Annotated in this window: 16 protein-coding genes, 2 tRNA genes and 1 rRNA gene; 1 reads left to right on the top strand and 18 read right to left on the bottom strand. The window is 42.6% G+C overall.

Annotated elements, in window-relative coordinates; all coding sequences use genetic code 11:
- Positions 1-4 precede the first annotated feature (4 nt).
- The 4 genes from ACLS0A_RS02495 to priA form a co-directional block, all read right to left on the bottom strand.
- Positions 5-1,231 carry an efflux RND transporter periplasmic adaptor subunit gene (locus ACLS0A_RS02495; protein ID WP_416082269.1) on the bottom strand — a complete coding sequence of 409 codons (1,227 nt, stop codon included), beginning with the start codon at positions 1,229-1,231 and terminating at the stop codon, positions 5-7.
- A gap of 30 nt (positions 1,232-1,261) precedes the next feature.
- Positions 1,262-1,828 carry a TetR/AcrR family transcriptional regulator gene (locus tag ACLS0A_RS02500; RefSeq protein WP_416082270.1) on the bottom strand — a complete coding sequence of 189 codons (567 nt, stop codon included), beginning with the start codon at positions 1,826-1,828 and terminating at the stop codon, positions 1,262-1,264.
- Positions 1,829-2,002: 174 nt separating this feature from the next.
- Positions 2,003-2,806: a cell division protein FtsN gene (ftsN, locus tag ACLS0A_RS02505; RefSeq protein ID WP_416082271.1), complete on the bottom strand. Its 804-nt coding sequence runs from the start codon at positions 2,804-2,806 to the stop codon at positions 2,003-2,005.
- 217 nt (positions 2,807-3,023) lie between these two features.
- Positions 3,024-5,210 carry a primosomal protein N' gene (gene priA, locus ACLS0A_RS02510; protein ID WP_416082272.1) on the bottom strand — a complete coding sequence of 729 codons (2,187 nt, stop codon included), beginning with the start codon at positions 5,208-5,210 and terminating at the stop codon, positions 3,024-3,026.
- A gap of 200 nt (positions 5,211-5,410) precedes the next feature.
- Between priA and rpmE the strand changes: the two genes are divergently transcribed.
- Positions 5,411-5,623: a 50S ribosomal protein L31 gene (gene rpmE / locus ACLS0A_RS02515; RefSeq protein ID WP_416082273.1), complete on the top strand. Its 213-nt coding sequence runs from the start codon at positions 5,411-5,413 to the stop codon at positions 5,621-5,623.
- Between the two features lie 139 nt (positions 5,624-5,762).
- On the opposite strand, the gene ACLS0A_RS02520 is transcribed toward rpmE, so the two are convergent.
- The 14 genes from ACLS0A_RS02520 to rrf form a co-directional block, all read right to left on the bottom strand.
- Entirely contained in the window at positions 5,763-7,052 is a 1,290-nt protein-coding gene (locus ACLS0A_RS02520) for a hemolysin family protein (protein ID WP_416082274.1), read from the bottom strand.
- A 66-nt stretch (positions 7,053-7,118) separates the two neighbouring features.
- Complete coding sequence (locus ACLS0A_RS02525) at positions 7,119-7,646, bottom strand: DUF1523 family protein (RefSeq protein ID WP_416082275.1); 528 nt, start codon at positions 7,644-7,646, stop codon at positions 7,119-7,121.
- 28 nt (positions 7,647-7,674) lie between these two features.
- A complete protein-coding gene (locus ACLS0A_RS02530) occupies positions 7,675-8,457 on the bottom strand; it encodes a TatD family hydrolase (RefSeq protein ID WP_103855584.1) in 783 nt (260 codons plus the stop codon).
- A 9-nt stretch (positions 8,458-8,466) separates the two neighbouring features.
- Complete coding sequence (locus ACLS0A_RS02535) at positions 8,467-9,459, bottom strand: DNA polymerase III subunit delta' (protein WP_416082284.1); 993 nt, start codon at positions 9,457-9,459, stop codon at positions 8,467-8,469.
- A gap of 5 nt (positions 9,460-9,464) precedes the next feature.
- On the bottom strand, positions 9,465-10,094 hold the full coding sequence (tmk, locus tag ACLS0A_RS02540) for a dTMP kinase (protein WP_416082276.1): 630 nt from the start codon (positions 10,092-10,094) through the stop codon (positions 9,465-9,467).
- A gap of 1 nt (position 10,095) precedes the next feature.
- Positions 10,096-11,127, bottom strand: a complete 1,032-nt coding sequence (gene mltG / locus ACLS0A_RS02545; RefSeq protein ID WP_416082285.1) for an endolytic transglycosylase MltG — start codon at positions 11,125-11,127, stop codon at positions 10,096-10,098.
- 174 nt (positions 11,128-11,301) lie between these two features.
- Complete coding sequence (gene serA / locus ACLS0A_RS02550; protein WP_416082277.1) at positions 11,302-12,534, bottom strand: phosphoglycerate dehydrogenase; 1,233 nt, start codon at positions 12,532-12,534, stop codon at positions 11,302-11,304.
- A gap of 21 nt (positions 12,535-12,555) precedes the next feature.
- Entirely contained in the window at positions 12,556-13,215 is a 660-nt protein-coding gene (gene rpiA / locus ACLS0A_RS02555) for a ribose-5-phosphate isomerase RpiA (RefSeq protein WP_416082278.1), read from the bottom strand.
- A 102-nt stretch (positions 13,216-13,317) separates the two neighbouring features.
- Complete coding sequence (hemW, locus tag ACLS0A_RS02560; protein WP_416082279.1) at positions 13,318-14,478, bottom strand: radical SAM family heme chaperone HemW; 1,161 nt, start codon at positions 14,476-14,478, stop codon at positions 13,318-13,320.
- A complete protein-coding gene (gene rdgB, locus ACLS0A_RS02565; protein WP_416082280.1) occupies positions 14,478-15,092 on the bottom strand; it encodes an RdgB/HAM1 family non-canonical purine NTP pyrophosphatase in 615 nt (204 codons plus the stop codon). Before rdgB ends, hemW begins: the two co-directional genes overlap by 1 nt.
- A 149-nt stretch (positions 15,093-15,241) precedes the next feature.
- Positions 15,242-15,613: a ComEA family DNA-binding protein gene (locus ACLS0A_RS02570; RefSeq protein ID WP_416082281.1), complete on the bottom strand. Its 372-nt coding sequence runs from the start codon at positions 15,611-15,613 to the stop codon at positions 15,242-15,244.
- Positions 15,614-16,111: 498 nt separating this feature from the next.
- Positions 16,112-16,187 (bottom strand) — tRNA-Trp (locus ACLS0A_RS02575).
- An 8-nt stretch (positions 16,188-16,195) separates the two neighbouring features.
- Positions 16,196-16,272 (bottom strand) — tRNA-Asp (locus ACLS0A_RS02580).
- 11 nt (positions 16,273-16,283) lie between these two features.
- Positions 16,284-16,399, bottom strand: a 5S ribosomal RNA gene (rrf, locus tag ACLS0A_RS02585).
- Between the last annotated feature and the right edge of the window lie 71 nt (positions 16,400-16,470).

Consider the following 16,470-nt stretch of genomic DNA (forward strand, 5'->3'; position numbering starts at 1 on the left):
CTAATTAAAGATTGGTTTTCTTCACAGGTTCGCTTGTTCCCACGCCTGCTTTATCAGTAACAAATACTAAGCTACCGTTACCAATGCGTTGCTGACCGCCTGTGATGATTAAATCACCCACTTTCACATCATCACCTTTTAATTGGGCATAAATACCTTGGCGATCTTTGGTGAATACGGTGATTTGTTTGGCACGATAGACTTTATCAATATCATCTTTGTGCGGGAATTTATCGTTATCTAATAATTTTTGTTTTTCATCATCTGAAAGTGCGGTTAAAACGTAGGCGATTTCTCCGTACATATTGTAGCTCACCGCAACTTGTGGCACGACAACTTGGTTGCGCTCTGTGGGTAAGGCAATGCGTAAACGGGTAAACATTCCTGACAATAATTTTTCGCCGTTTGGTTGATCAAAGGTTGCTTGCACATCAATTAGCCCTGTTGCGCCATTGACTGCCGGCTCAATCGCCGTGATTTTTGCGCCAAAAGTTTCCCCTAAAAGGGCATCAGCCGTTGCGGTAACTTTTTGATCTAAGTGTAATTTTTCAAGGGCGTTTTGTGCCACGGAGAAATCCACTTTCATTTGACTGCGATCTTCAACACGAACAATTTCACTACCTAAAGTAACGTATTGCCCCACGTTCACTTTCACAATCCCTGCCACGCCATCAAAAGGGGCAACAATTTGACGGCGTTCAATGGTGGCTTTTAACGCATCAATATTCGCAACTAAGGCATCGTAACTGGCTTTGGCATTATCCAATTCCTGTTGCGACACGCTTTTGGTTTTATAAAGATTGAGATAACGTTGATAGGTTTGTTTCACAGAAGAAAGCTGCGCTTGCGAAGCCGATAAATTTGCCTGCTCCACTGAGCTGTCTAACTGCACTAACACATCGCCTTTTTTCACGGCTTGGCCTGATTGCACCAACACGTTGGCAACTGTGCCTGCGGTTTGCGCACTTAGCATCGCCCCTTGATTTGGACGAACTAAGCCTGTGGTTTCAATCACTGGCGTCCATTCTCTCGCTTCTACTTTCATTGCCGTAACTGGGTTGGCGGTTTCTGGCATACTTGCCAAATATTGACCAATCATTTTTCCTTTAAAGATATTTGCCGCAATCATTGCAATAAAAATTAATGCCACCACGATGAGGATCAACTTCACCCAAAAAACGTGCGAACGCTTTTGTGTTTTAGGTTGAACGGGTTGAGTATTAAGACTCATAAAAAAACTCCATAAAACAAAATCACTAAACTATTTTTGAATTGAACGCCAAGTCCTTGCGATCACTTCTTCTAACATATCGTCTTTCATTTCGGTTTTGAAAAAGGCTTGATCTAAGGCCAGATTAATCGCACTTTCTAAACCTAATGAAAACAAAATCTTATGCGGTAAATCGCATAGCCCCCCAGCTTTCTTTGCCTGTTCACAAAAGGCATACCAAAGGCTTTCTGTTTCCAGCTCCGTACAGACTTCATAAAAATCAGGTAAGGACTGATATTGGCTCATATTCACCACAATCATTGGATTGTTTTGTAAATGATGCCAGATGTTCCACCACATTTGACGATATTGTTCAAAGTGCGGTTGGTTTTCATCGTAATTTTTTTCTAATTCCTTAGAAAAAAGGGTGAACACCCTGCGAGCAAATTCCTTTAGCAATTCTTCTTTACTTTTGAAGTAAATATAAATTGTTCCCGCAGAAATATTGGCTTCTTTGGCAATTTTGTGCATCGACAAATTATGCAATCCACCTGCTGCCATCAGCCGCTCTGTGGCCAAAAAGATTTGCTCGGTCATCTCATTTTCAGATTGACGCATTGAAATAACCTTAAAAAAATTGAGAAAAAGAAGTACAAACAGTAAAAAGAATGGACTGAATGAACGTTCGTTCATTTTAATGATTTTTTATTTTAACGCAATAAATAAATCAAAAAATAAGCGAAAAAAAGCCACCTTTTGAAAGGTGGCTGATGAGATTTAATATTTTAAATTTTACATTCCAATCAACACACAAGTGGTGATTGACTTCGCCTTTTCAAGCGTCTTTTGCGTTGTTGTGCGATCCCCCACCGGACCGATTACCACACGATTCCAATCTGCACTGCTATTTACACGCGCATTAAACCCAGCTAACACAAGTTTGGCTTGAATATTTTCTGCTTGTTGACGATTTTTAAATGCGCCACATTGCAAGCCATATTTTTTCTCTCCGTTGGTATTTTTTGCGACTGCAGTTTCCACTTTCTTCGGCGCTTCTTCTTTTTTCACCGTTTCCGCTTTTTTGCTTTCTTCTTTTACTTTCACGACAGGTTTTGTTTCTACCACCATAGGCTTGCTTTCCATCACGCTGGCTTTGGCTGGCTCTGGTTTTTTCGCCGCTTCTCTGGCGGCCTGTTCTTCAGCTTTCTTGCGTTCTTCCGCTTGCTTTAAGCGCGCGGCTTCAGCGGCCTTTTGCTCTTTTTCCATTTCGATTAGCACTTTTTTCTGCTCTTCTGTTAAACGCATATTTTTTTCCAAAGATTTTGGATTATCGTCCACAGGCACAGTGCGAGTTTCTAAGGCTTTAATGTAGCTCCACACTTCTTCAGGTGGTGTTGGCAAAACACTTTTTGGGGCTTTTTTCTCTAGTGTTGCCAACACGGGTGCGATTTCATTAGATTTTTCTTTTAACAAGAATAATCCTGCCACGAAAATACCGATCACTAATGCTGCAATGCCTAAAATCAGCGATTTATTTACTTTTTTTGCTTTTTTCTTTGGTTTGCCTGTACGGCGAGCATAATCACGTTGAGCCACAATAAAACCTTATATTTAAAAGTGCGGTGGAAATTTACGCTAAATTTGCTTTCGGAAATAGCTTAATTATTAGCTATGGAAGATTGCGATTAAATTGAATGATGAATAAAAAATCAAGATCATTATTCAATAAAACGGATTAGAAAATAAATTTCCCCTAATTTCGTCCGATAAAAATTATCCCAATTCTACTGAAAAATAAGGGGAATGGCTAGCGCTAACTTAGATCTAAAGGGTCGATGTCTAAAATCCACCGCACTTGGTGAGCCTTTTGCGGAATATGCTGTTTAAACTGGCTTAACACTTGCTGTAATTTGGCTTTGGAAGTATGTTGTAACAATAATTGCCAGCGGTAAAAACCTGCTTTTTTACTAAAGGGCGCGGGCAATGGGCCGTAAATTTGCAAGCCTGCCACATTTTGTTGTTGTAGCTGTTCGGCAATGTGTTGCAAAAATTGCTCGGCCTCTTCGCTATGTCGGCTCTGCGCGCGAAATAAGGCCTGTGCGCTATAAGGCGGCAGCCCCATTTGTTGGCGTAAATGCAAGGCTTGCTGAGCAAATTCACCGTAGCCATCTTTTAACAAAGTGCGTAATAAGGGGTGATCGGGATAGTGCGTTTGCAGCACCACTTGTCCGTGTTTTTCACCGCGCCCCGCGCGCCCTGACACTTGCACATAAAGCTGAGCAAGCCGTTCTTCTGCACGAAAATCCAAAGAAAACAAGGCGTTATCCACATTCATTAAGCCCACTAAGGTAACATTAGGAAAATGATGGCCTTTTGCGAGCATTTGCGTGCCGATTAAGATCTGGCTTTTGCCTTGCTGAATATCTTGCAAATGCTGTTCTAGCTTGCCTTTGCGCACGGTGCTATCGCGGTCAATGCGCGTTACCACATAATCAGGGAAACGTTGTTTTAGGGTTTCTTCCAGCTGTTCGGTACCAAGCCCTGTGGTCATCAAATGGGTTGAACCACAATGGCCACATTGCATTGGAATGGGCTTTTGTGAGTTACAATGATGGCAGCGCAACACGCGTTGATGTTGATGATAAGTATAAGGTTTTTCACAATGCTGACATTCGGCAATCCAACCGCATTCGTGGCAAAACAACACGGGCGCAAAACCACGGCGGTTTAAAAATAACAACACTTGATTGCCTTGCTGTAAATGTTCCTGCATTTTGTTGGCAAGGGCATCTGACAAGCCATTTTGCATACGCTGATGTTTCAGGTCGATGACAAATTGTTGAAGTGCGGTGCTATTTCCTGCTCTTTTTTGCAAAATAATGTGCTGGTATTTGCCTAATTTCACGTTATTCAAGCTCTCAAGGCTTGGTGTTGCCGATCCTAATAAAATGGGAATATCCAACTGTTTGGCATACACCACGGCGAGATCCCGCGCGTGATAACGCCAGCCCTCTTGCTGCTTGAAAGAACTGTCGTGTTCTTCATCAATCACGATCAAACCAAGATCGGCAAATTGGGTAAATAGCGCCGATCTCGTACCAATGACCACCGCACTTTGCCCCGATTTTGCCCGTTGCCAAGCCTGCAAGCGTTGTGTATCGTTCAAATTAGAGTGCAGCACATCAATTTCCACATTAAAACGCGCCTTAAAGCGTTGCACGGTTTGCGGGGTTAAGCCAATCTCAGGCACAAGCACCAGCACTTGTCGCCCTTTTTTCAAGGTTTCTTCAATGCTTTGTAAATAAATTTCCGTTTTGCCCGAACCTGTTACGCCATCAATCAACCACGCCGCAAAGCCTTGATGAAATAAAATTTGCCCTAGCGCCAACGCCTGTTCTTTATTTAAGCGATGTTTATTTTGCTCATTCACAATCGGCTGTTCAATATCTTGCCAAGGGCGAATTTCCGCTAGCTGTTCTTTTTCTACCGCATAGTCTTTTTCTTTCAGGTTCTGCCAAATACTCGCAGCAAAGGGATTTTGCCCTTTTTCCATAGGCTGGGCGGCCAATAATTGCAAGGCTTCTTGCTGTTTCTTCGCGCGTTTCAACAAATTCTCATGCAAGGCTTGCTCACCTAATTCTGTAATATGGAAAAAAACTTGCGAATTTTGCACCGCACTTTCACCCTGCCGCAATTTCACTGGCAAGGCTTGAAATAATGCTTCCCCCAAGGGAGCTTGATAATAATTCGCCGCCCAGTGAATGAGCTGCCACACTGGTTCGTTAAATAAATTTTGCTCATCTAGCACGCTCAAGATCTCTTTAAGCTGTTGTGGATCGATCTCGCTTTCAGAGGGAAAATCCACCACGATCCCCACTCGTTTTTGCGTTCCAAATGGCACAACCACGCGCCCACCCAACACAGGGTTTAAACCTTCGGGTAGAAGATAATCAAAAAATTGGAACAACGGCACAGCCAGCGCCACACGAACAAGTTTCATTATGCGAGCCTTAACAAACGAAAATTGCCCTTATTATAGCGGAATAATCTCGCCCCTTGAATATTCCTTTTTTTTCGGTATAATCTGCGAGGTTAAATGAAAGATCCTGCTTATGGCGATGTGCTATAAGCGTAATATTAACCACACTCGGTGCTAAATTCAGTTTTAGAGAGCGGAGTGGCTTCAAATTGAGGTTTTCTATGCAACAAGGTATTCACCCAGAATATAAAGAAGTTACTGCAACCTGTTCTTGCGGTAATGTGGTCAAAACTCGTTCAACTTTAGGTAAAGATTTGAACTTGGATGTGTGCAGCAACTGCCACCCATTCTACACTGGTAAACAACGTGTTGTTGATACTGGTGGTCGTGTTGAACGCTTCAACAAACGCTTCAGCATTCCAAGCACAAAATAAGATTGTTGATGACAAAAAACCCTACGCAAGTAGGGTTTTTTGTTGGTTGATAATATTGAGTTGATAATATTGATTGGAAAAACATAGGCAGCGTACCGCTCAGGTTCTTTTTATCTCACTGCCTTCTCTAACCTTAATCCTATATATCCTTTCTTAAGGACACCATCAGCTGGTCAATTTTAAAATTCTCGGTGTCGATAATTTCAAATTTATATTTGTCGTATAGCACAAAATCGGTTTTTTTCGGGATTTTGCGTAGCATATACATCATAAATCCGCCGATGGTTTCGTAGTTTTCCGCATCAGGGAACGCTTCGATTTCTAAAGCGCGCATTACATATTCTAAAGGGGTTGCGCCGTCAATCAGCCACGAACTTTCGTCACGGCGGACGATTTGCTCTTCTTCACTCGACACCAATTCGCCCATTACGATGCTCATCACGTCATTTAAAGTAACAATGCCCACCACTAAGGCATATTCATTGACGATCACGGCAAAATCTTCGCCCGCAGATTTAAACAGTTCCAGCACTTCAAATAGGGATAAGGTATCTGGGATAAACAAGGGCTTACGCAGAATACGCTGATCCGTGAGAGAAACCTGCTGCTCTTGCAAATACAAGGTGAGCAAACTGTGCGATTCAATATAGCCTAAAATTTTATCTAGCCCATTATCGCAAATCAGCAATTTAGAATGGGGGTTAGATTTAATGGTTGCTATCACTTTTTCGCGATCAAAAGTGCGGTCTAAAAAAACGATATTTTCGCGCGTGGTCATTGTGGAAGTGACCGTACGTTCTTGCATATCGAAAATATTTTCAATCAAATAATGTTCTTGCGCTTTTAGCACGCCCGCCTCTGCCCCTGCGTCCATCAGCGCCACAATATCTTCGGGGGTCAGGTTATCTTCTCGCACGGTAGAAATACGCAATAAGCCAAATACGCCATTGGCAATAGCGTCAAACAGCCACACGATAGGCTTAAATAAGAAAATGCAAAACAGCATAATGCGCACAGTACGCAACGCAACAGCTTCGGGATTGGTCATTGCAAGGCGTTTAGGAATCAGATCCGCCAGCAGAATAAACGCAATGGTTACAATGGCAAAAGACAACCAAGACGCGGCACTTTGCAACCATTCTGCGTGGCTATATTGGGCAAGTAATTTTTCCAGTACAGGACTAATGGCACTTTCGCCAATCACCCCGCCTAAAATTGCCACCATATTCAAGCCAATTTGCACCACGGTGATAAATCGCCCTGGTTGTGCTTGCAGTTGCAGCACTAATCTTGCTCGCTCATCACCTTCATTTTCAAGGCTTTGTAGCTTTAACTTTCTTGCCCCTGCGAGGGAAATTTCTGCGGAAGAAATCACCGCACTTATGCCAATTAAGGCAGCCAAACTTAATATTGCTTCAAATAATCCCATTTTTATTATCCTTAGACAAAAAATGGTGCATCACAAGATACACCACTTTCACCTTATTTTTGATGCTTATCGTTCGCTATCAAACCAACCACGCACAAATTGGATTGAGAAAAACAGCGTAATCAACAAGAAGAAGTAAAACACATAAGACAAAATCGGGTAAGACGCGCCTTCATCTAACGTTACTTCTTTGATTGATGTAGCATTACGGAATTCATCAAATAACACTAAACGCCAGCCATAATATTTCACTTGCACTAATTTATGTTCCACCGCAAAACTTTGCGCTTTGGCTTGTAAATCTGCCGAACCAAATTTGAAATAGAACGGAAAGCCCCAGCGTGTATCTTCATTGCGGTACACCATAACCTTATCTTCATTCGGTTTTTGTGTATAAATATAATACACATCACGAGTTGGGCCGTCTGCTGGATTGGATTTCGTGATTGGGCCATCTTTGTCCACACGTTTTACTTCCACCCCAGTAACGCGCGTTACGTCATAATGCGGGGCAACGTAGTTCACAAGGGCAAACAAAAAACCGTGGAATAAAAAGATGATCAAAATGAAAAAATATTTAAAAAAGCGGCGCATTGTTTCTTCCTCCTACTTTAGTGATGCTTTATTGTACCTGAATTTTGAACAAACGCTCAAAATTTTGTGTGGTGATTTGGGCAAATTCCTCGCTAGAAAGCCCTTTTAAGGTTGCCACATAATCGCACACTTCTCGGGTATAAGCTGGTTGATTTTGTTTACCACGATAAGGCACGGGGGCAAGATAAGGGCTATCGGTTTCCACCAGCAGGCGATCTAACGGCACTTGACGCACCACTTCACGTAGTTCTTCGGCATTTCTAAAAGTAATAATGCCTGAAATGGAAATGTAAAAACCCAGATCAAGTGCTTGTTTTGCCATTTCCCAATTTTCCGTAAAACAATGCAAAACACCACCGCACTTTTGTGCATTATTTTCTTTCAACAGCGCAATGGTATCTTCTCTTGCGGCGCGCGTATGCACAATAATCGGCTTGTTTAACGCATTCGCCACGCCAATTTGCGCGGCGAACACTGATTGCTGTTGGGCTTTATTTTCCACACTGTAATAATAATCCAAGCCCATTTCCCCAATGGCGATAACTTTATCGTCTTGTGCCAATTTTAATAGGCGATCAGCGTCAAAGGGTTCATCATCTAAATCTAGCGGGTGAACTCCGCAAGCCAGCGAAATTTCAGAAAACGGTTTTAAGGTATCGTACATTTGCTCAAAACGTTTTAAGGTTACCCCCACCGCAAGCAAATGCTGCACGCCACGTTGCTTGGCTTTTTGCACCACATCGGCAACATTTTGGTGTAAGTTTTCATAATCTAATGCGTCTAAATGACAATGACTATCTACAATAAACATTTTACTTTCCTAATAATTTTGTTCGGGTTCAAAAACCTCTGTAATCAGGCGTGTTAAGCCATCAAGCAAGATAATTTCTTGATTCACGCCATTAATTTGTAATAAATCCGACCGCACTTGTTGCATAATTTGGCTGGCTTTTAGCAACCCTTGCGCACTCTGCCTTTGATTAAAGCGGGCAATGGCTTGTAGAAAATCCGCCAGCACCCACTGTTCAGGCACATTCAGCTTTATTTTCAACGCATCACTCAAAAAGGCACTGAGCCAATCTAACTGTTGAAATAAAATTTCTTTTTCAAAGTGAGGTAATAATTCCAGCGGCGAACGGCGCATATAAAACTGCCAAAATTGACGCAACAACTGCTTGCGCTTTTCCAATAATTCTTGCTGTAACATATCCAACGCAGAAAGAGGACGACCGTGAGAAACCTCAAGTGCGGTGCGAATTTCTTCGATTTTTCCTACATTCTGTGTTTCTAGCCAAGCCAAAGCTTCCGCTTCAGGCGGATTTGGAATAAGCCAAGGTTGGCTACGGCTATAAATTGTCGCCAACAAACTGGCTGAAAGATCTGCTTGAAGCAGGAAATAAGTTTGCTCAGTGGGTTCCTCCAAGGTTTTCAGCAACGCATTCGCCGCAGATTCCGTCAGGCGATCCACCTGTTTAATCATTACAACTTTATTGCCACCCTGCTGTGAACGCTGCGCGACTTTTTCATTCACTTCACGCACTTGGTCAATGCCAATATCCTTATTTTCAATAGGTTCAAGCAGATAAAAATCAGGGTGATTGCCTGCATTAAACAGCTGACAACTATGGCACGCGCCACAAGGTTGGTTGCCCTTTGGCGATTGGCACATTAACCATTCCGCCACGCCTCGCACCAGTTCATCGCCACCAATGCCCTGCTCTGTTTTAAACAGCAAGGCGTGATGACCATAGCCCTGTTCAAAGGCGTTGATGATTTTGTCGTAATAAGGTTGCAACCAAGGATAGCGTAACATAAGCATTATTGATGATTTTTAACGAAATTTAGCACCGCACTTTGAATATCGGCACGCACTTGCTCAATGGGCTGTTCAGCGTTGATGACAACCGCATTCGGATCTTGCTGTACCAATTCCAAATAACGGCGGCGGGTGCGTTGGAAAAAGGCGATTTCCTGTTGCTCAATGCGATCCAACTCGCCACGCCCTCTAGCTCGCGCCAAGCCGATTTCAGGATCGAGATCTAAATATAACGTGAGATCAGGCGAGAAATCCCCTAACACCGTTTGCTTTAAGGATTGCAACAGTTGTGCATCAATTTGTCGCCCGCCCCCTTGATAGGCTTGGGAAGATAAATCGTGGCGATCGGCCACCACCCATTTACCTGTAGCAAGAGCGGGTTTAATCACATTTTCCACCAGCTGAATACGCGCGGCATAAAGCATTAACAGTTCCGCCTTATCGGTTACGGGTTCTTCCGTTTCATATTTGATCAAATGACGTAATTTCTCCGCCAACGGTGTGCCACCGGGTTCACGGGTAAACACCACATCATCAATGCCTTCGCGAGTTAGTACTTCCACAATGGCATCACGCGCGGTGGTTTTGCCTGCCCCTTCTAGCCCTTCGATCACAATAAATTTGCCAGTCATATTATTTCCCACTTTTTTGTTGGCGATACCAACGCAGATATTCTTGCACTGCTTGATTATGTTGTTGCAAGGTTTGGCTAAATTTATGCCCGCCCGTGCCGTCCGCAACGAAATAGAGGAATGTGGTTTTCTCAGGGTGAGCCACTGCTTGCAAGGCGCTTTCTGTCGGCATTGCAATTGGCGTAGGCGGCAAGCCGTCAATCACATAGGTGTTGTATGGCGTGGCTTCTTCCAAATCCTTACGGCGAATATTGCCATTATAACGCTCACCCATTCCGTAAATCACGGTTGGGTCGGTTTGCAATTTCATCTTTTTATTCAAGCGGTTAATGAACACAGAAGCCACTTTGCCACGCTCATCATTCAACGCGGTTTCACGCTCAACAATGGAAGCCAAAATCAGCATTTCATAGGCATTTTTTAACGGCAAATTAGCATCGCGCGCTGCCCACGTTTTTTCTAATAAGGCTTTCATACGATCTGCCGCCCGTTTCAATAATGCCAGATCGCTCGATTTCGGTGTATAGCTATAAGTGTCAGGATACAGCCAACCTTCAATTTTATGCGGTAAATCCGCCGGCAAATCCAATAATTGATAAATTTCTTCTTCCGTTTTATCTGCCAAAGTTTGTTGCAAATAAGGGGCTTTCGCCAACGTTTTACGCCAGGTTTTGAAGGTATCCCCTTCTAAAAAACGCACATTCAGTTGCACTTCTTTACCGCTATTTAAACGTTGCAACAAATCCGCCACCGTCTTCACACCCTCAAGGGAATAGGTCCCCGCCTTGATTTTATTTAACTCGGGCTTGAGCTTTAACAACCACGGCAAATAGGTGGCATCATCAACCAGTTTTTCTTGCTCCAACAGCTTCGCTAATTTCGCCCCCGTCGTGCCACGCTCCACCGTTAATAACTGCTCCGCCTGCACATTCACAGGGTGCTGCACCCATTGCGTTAAGTGCTGATAACCCCAAAGCGCCGCCCCACCAATCAAGAGCAACAAAAACAAAAGAAAAAGGAAAAATTTTTTCATCATCGATCCATCATCAAAAAATTGATGGCAAGTGTATCACAGACGGGCAAATTTTCAGAATGTTATAAAAAAACAAGAATAGGGTAAAACAAAGTGCGGTGGAAAAATTCATAAAATTTTTCCACCGCACTTTTCTTTTTTCGTTAAGCTTAAGATTTAAAGCTTAACAAACGATTAATACAACACCCTCGCACGAATCGTGCCTTCGATTTCACGCAGTTGTTGTAACAACTCGGAGCAATCATCAGTTTCCACATCAATAACCACATAACCAATTTTCGGATCGGTTTGTAGGTATTGGGCGGCAATGTTGATATTTGCACCGACAAAAATTTGGTTGATTTGGTTTAACACACCTGGGCGATTTTCGTGAATGTGCAACAAGCGTTTTGTTCCGCTATGCCCAGGCAAGGACACTTCAGGGAAATTCACCGCAGAAAGTGTTGAGCCGTTGTCGGAATATTTCACAAATTTGCTTGCCACTTCCGTACCGATATTTTCTTGGGCTTCCGCCGTTGAGCCACCAATATGTGGGGTGAGAATTACGTTATCTAAACCGCGTAACGGTGATACAAATTCTTCATTGATAAAAGCAGGTTCAACAGGGAACACATCTAACGCTGCCCCTCGCAACTTGCCCGCTTTTAGGGCTTGTGCTAGGGCATCAATGTCCACCACCGTACCACGGGCGGCGTTAATTAAAATGCTCCCTTCTTTAAGCTGGGCGATACGCTCGGCATTCATTAAATTTATCGTAGAGGCATTTTCAGGCACGTGCAAAGAAATCACATCGCAGCTGGCAAGTAATTCTTTTAATGAGCCTACCTGCTGTGCGTTACCCAATGGCAATTTGGTTTCAACATCATAAAAATAGACATTCATACCTAGCGATTCCGCAATGATACTGAGCTGTGAGCCAATGTGTCCGTAACCAACAATCCCTAATTTTTTGCCGCGCACTTCGTGTGAGCCTGTGGCAGATTTGTTCCATAAACCACGATGCACTTCCGCATTGGCTTGCGGTACATTACGCATTAAGAGCAAAATTTCGCCTAGCACCAATTCTGCCACCGAGCGAGTATTAGAAAATGGTGCATTGAACACGGGGATACCACGCATTTTTGCTGCTTCAAGATCCACTTGGTTGGTGCCGATACAAAAACAGCCCACAGCAATGAGTTTGTTGGCACATTCCAATACATCAGCGGTTAAATGCGTGCGTGAGCGAATGCCTAAGAAATGCGCATCTTTGATCACTTCTTTTAATTCTTCTGGCTCAAGGGCTTTTTTATGATATTCAATATTAGTGTAGCCTGCGGCATTTAGCACATCAACGGCATTTTTATGTACGCCCTCAAGCAGTACAAATTTAATTTTAGACTTATCCAGTGAAACTTTGGTTGTCATTTTGCTCTCCATAATCAAAAATTATTCAATAATTTCTGTACCTTGTGGTGTGCCGACAATCACAATATCCGCACCACGCAAGGCAAAAATTCCGTTGGTAACCACACCTGCCACGTTATTTAAGGTTTTTTCCATTTCGATTGGATTTAAAATTGGGAAATTATACACATCTAAAATCACGTTGCCGTTATCAGTTACCACGCCTTCACGGTATTCTGGTGCGCCACCAAGGCTGACCAATTTACGCCCCACCTGCGAGCGCGCCATTGGGATCACTTCCACCGGCAAAGCAAAGGTTGAGCCTAGCACGTCCACTTGTTTGCTTTGATCCACAATACAGATAAATTTTTTCGCCAGTGCGGCAACAATTTTTTCTCGCGTTAATGCCGCGCCGCCCCCTTTGATCATCATTTTTTGTGGGTTGATTTCATCAGCACCATCAACATAAATATCCAAACTTGACACTTCATTGGCACTAAATACTTCAATGCCTTGTTTTCTCAACAATTCTTCTGATGCTTTAGAGGCCGCCACAGCCCCTTTAATTTCATCTTTCATTGCACCAAGGGCTTCAATAAAACAATTTACCGTTGAGCCACTGCCTACGCCCACAATCGTATCCGGTTTAACATATTGCAATGCTACTTGTGCAGCTTGCTTTTTCATTGCGAGTTGATCCATATTCTTTCCCTTCATTGATAAAATCAGTGTTCAAATTTGCTATAAGTAAACGTTTGCGAATAAGGCATCTACTTTAATCCCATTCACGGGCAGATACAAGCCCTATTCGGGTAAAAACTCTGTTAACAATTCGTTTAAAAACAACTTACCTTGCTCGGTGATTTGCCAAGTGCGGTGGTTTTCTTGAATATATTTTTGTGATTTCGCCCAATCAATTTGTTCTGCGATGACATCACAGGATAATCCCGTCAAATTCTCAAACTCAATTTTGGGCACTGGTTCAAGCAAGCGAAAACGGTTCATAAAGAATTCAAAAGGACGCTCATCAAGGGGGATTGGCTTTTCTTCATATAAATATTCCCCACGCATATAGCCTTTCGGGTGCTTGGTTTTGGAAAAACGCAAAATATCGCCATTCGGGAAAGTCAATTTTCCGTGCGCGCCACAGCCTATCGCCAAATAATCGCCAAAGCGCCAATAATTCAGGTTATGCCGACACTGATCACCAGCTTTGGCATAGGCAGAGGTTTCATATTGCCCATAGCCTGCTTGGCTTAAAAGACGATGACCTTGCTCGAAAATATCCCATAGCGCGTCATCATCAGGCAATGTAGGCGGACGATAGGCGAACATTGTATTTGGCTCAATGGTGAGCTGATACCAAGAAAGATGGCTCGGCTCAAGGGCAATAGCTTGACGCAAATCATCTAGCGCTTGCGTAAGCGTTTGATTTGGTAAGCCGTGCATTAAATCTAAATTAATGCGTTTAAAACCCGCATCTTTTGCCATTTGCACCGCGCTTTTGGCTTCCTCAGAATTATGAATGCGCCCTAAGCGTTGCAATTTTTCATCATCAAAACTTTGTATGCCTAAAGAAAGGCGATTCACTCCTGCTTCCACATAGCCTGCAAAACGGCTCGCTTCTGCCGTGCCGGGGTTGGCTTCTAAGGTGATTTCAATATTTGGCGCAAAGGGAATTTGCTGTTCAATGCCTTGCAATAATTGCGCGATGCCTTGTGCTGAAAATAAACTTGGCGTGCCACCACCAATAAAAATGGAATGTAGCGTTCGCTCACCAATGCTTGCTTGATAGCGTGCCAGATCTTGGCGTAAATCAGCCAACAAATGTGCGATATATTCCTGTTCGGGAATGCCGCCTTTTTGCGCGTGGGAATTGAAATCGCAATAAGGGCATTTTTGTACGCACCAAGGAATATGTACATAAAGGCTCAATGGCGGAAAAAGCGGCGGAAAAACTTGCATTATTTTGACCGCTCTTTGGCTTGCAAGCGTGCTTTTAACACGCCTAATGCACGTGCGCGATGTGAGATTTGTTTCTTCTCTGGCGTATCAAGCTCGGCAAAAGTGCGGTCTTTTTCAGGATAGAAAAACAGGCTATCATAGCCAAAGCCATTCTCACCTTTTTCTTCAAAAGTGATTTCACCTGCGCATTCCCCCTCCGCAATAATCGGTGAAGGATCGGTTTCGTGTTGCAATAATACAATGCAGCTCACAAACTTTGCTTGGCGTTCGCCTACTGGCACGTTAGTTAATTTTTGTAATAACTTTTTACGATTTTCAGCATCGGCTTGCTCGCCATCAACACCTGCATAACGGGCGGAATATAGCCCCGGCTCACCATTGAGTGCATTCACCACTAATCCGCTATCATCAGCAATGGCGGGCAAACCTGACATTTTGGCTGCATAACGCGCTTTCAACAAGGCATTTTCTACAAAAGTTAAGCCTGTTTCTTCGGGGCTTTCAATGCCTAAATCTGTTTGTGCGATCACTTCAAAGCCAAAATCTGCTAGCACATCGGCCATTTCCCGCACTTTGCCTTGATTACCCGTCGCAAGCACAATTTTTTGTTTCATTGTTGATCCTTATAAAATAAAAAAGGGCGACCACTAAGTCGCCCTTGTAACACTCATTGAGAGGAAACCAGATAATGATCTCCATTCAGCTATAATATGTTTATGCATATACTTAGTGTGATTAGTATAGTGCATTTTAATTGTGATCTCTATTTGCCATCTTCACTAAATGATAAAGGATCGATACGTTCTCTGTTTTTTTCTAATGTTGCTTTCCCAATGCCTTGAACCTCTAACAGCTGTTCTATCGCGGTAAATTTGCCGTGTTTCTCTCGATATTCAACAATCGCTTCAGCTTTTTTCGCACCAATACCAACCAACGAACGTTGAATATCACTCGCTGTAGCGGTATTGATATTCAATTTTTCGCCAATGAAAGATTTCTCTTTGATTGTATCCGTCAAAACTTGAGCGGTACTAGAACTGACTTTTTCATTTAGTTGAGACTGAGCCACAACAGAAAAGCTACTTAACAAGCCTATTGATAACAACAAAGAAGATAGAACTGTCTTAATTTTCATTACGGTTTTCCTTATTCATAGAAACAAAAAGTATAAATACTGAATAAATCAGTAGTGATACTTTGCATCTCAATACAAAAACTCGCAAGAAAAGCACCGCACTTTTGCGATCACGATCGTAAAAATAAACGGAATAAATAAGGTAATTTGATATAAGAAGGTGCAAAAAATAAAAAAGTGAAATCTATTTTTGATAGCTTAACAAGCCATAATAAACACGTTCGGCTTAGATTATTTAAAAAAGAAAAGGTAATGGTATTTCTATCATTGCCTTCTCCCATTAATCTGATTTATTCATCAAGTTTTGCTATTATAGATTTTTCATACTAAAAGCTAAAAATATGGAAGCATAGGAATACAAAAACTCTGATAACCATCATTTTTTTCAAATTATGATAATTTCAGAAAAGCAAAAGAAAAGAAAACTAAACTAAACTAAACTAAACTTAAAATATAATAATGAAAAAATTGGAGCAATAAGAAAAATTTGATATCTGATGGCAGGGGCGGAGAGGCTCGAACTCCCAACACCCGGTTTTGGAGACCGGTGCTCTACCAATTGAACTACGCCCCTAAATGAAGTGGCGGAACGGACGGGACTCGAACCCGCGACCCCCTGCGTGACAGGCAGGTATTCTAACCAGCTGAACTACCGCTCCGCAAAATTGATAATTGGCAGTGACCTACTCTCACATGGGGATTCCCCACACTACCATCGGCGTTATAGCGTTTCACTTCTAAGTTCGGCATGGAATTAGGTGGGTCCGCTACACTATAGCTGCCAAAAAATTTTATTTTGTTAATTTACTTAAACAAAAATAAATTAACAAAATAAAACCTGGCGGTGTCCTACTCTT

Source organism: Avibacterium volantium (assembly GCF_049366555.1).
GTDB lineage: Bacteria > Pseudomonadota > Gammaproteobacteria > Enterobacterales > Pasteurellaceae > Avibacterium > Avibacterium volantium_A.

What these genes read in the sequence shown, in the direction of transcription:
- rdgB (WP_416082280.1), bottom strand. Translation starts at nt 15,092, where the DNA reads ATGAAACAAAAAATTGTGCTTGCGACGGGTAATCAAGGCAAAGTGCGG.
- tmk (WP_416082276.1), bottom strand. Translation starts at nt 10,094, where the DNA reads ATGACTGGCAAATTTATTGTGATCGAAGGGCTAGAAGGGGCAGGCAAA.
- ACLS0A_RS02500 (WP_416082270.1), bottom strand. Translation starts at nt 1,828, where the DNA reads ATGCGTCAATCTGAAAATGAGATGACCGAGCAAATCTTTTTGGCCACA.
- ACLS0A_RS02520 (WP_416082274.1), bottom strand. Translation starts at nt 7,052, where the DNA reads ATGGGATTATTTGAAGCAATATTAAGTTTGGCTGCCTTAATTGGCATA.
- ACLS0A_RS02535 (WP_416082284.1), bottom strand. Translation starts at nt 9,459, where the DNA reads ATGTTACGCTATCCTTGGTTGCAACCTTATTACGACAAAATCATCAAC.
- mltG (WP_416082285.1), bottom strand. Translation starts at nt 11,127, where the DNA reads ATGAAAAAATTTTTCCTTTTTCTTTTGTTTTTGTTGCTCTTGATTGGT.
- ACLS0A_RS02570 (WP_416082281.1), bottom strand. Translation starts at nt 15,613, where the DNA reads ATGAAAATTAAGACAGTTCTATCTTCTTTGTTGTTATCAATAGGCTTG.
- ACLS0A_RS02525 (WP_416082275.1), bottom strand. Translation starts at nt 7,646, where the DNA reads ATGCGCCGCTTTTTTAAATATTTTTTCATTTTGATCATCTTTTTATTC.
- serA (WP_416082277.1), bottom strand. Translation starts at nt 12,534, where the DNA reads ATGACAACCAAAGTTTCACTGGATAAGTCTAAAATTAAATTTGTACTG.
- ACLS0A_RS02530 (WP_103855584.1), bottom strand. Translation starts at nt 8,457, where the DNA reads ATGTTTATTGTAGATAGTCATTGTCATTTAGACGCATTAGATTATGAA.
- priA (WP_416082272.1), bottom strand. Translation starts at nt 5,210, where the DNA reads ATGAAACTTGTTCGTGTGGCGCTGGCTGTGCCGTTGTTCCAATTTTTT.
- ACLS0A_RS02495 (WP_416082269.1), bottom strand. Translation starts at nt 1,231, where the DNA reads ATGAGTCTTAATACTCAACCCGTTCAACCTAAAACACAAAAGCGTTCG.
- hemW (WP_416082279.1), bottom strand. Translation starts at nt 14,478, where the DNA reads ATGCAAGTTTTTCCGCCGCTTTTTCCGCCATTGAGCCTTTATGTACAT.
- rpmE (WP_416082273.1), top strand. Translation starts at nt 5,411, where the DNA reads ATGCAACAAGGTATTCACCCAGAATATAAAGAAGTTACTGCAACCTGT.
- rpiA (WP_416082278.1), bottom strand. Translation starts at nt 13,215, where the DNA reads ATGGATCAACTCGCAATGAAAAAGCAAGCTGCACAAGTAGCATTGCAA.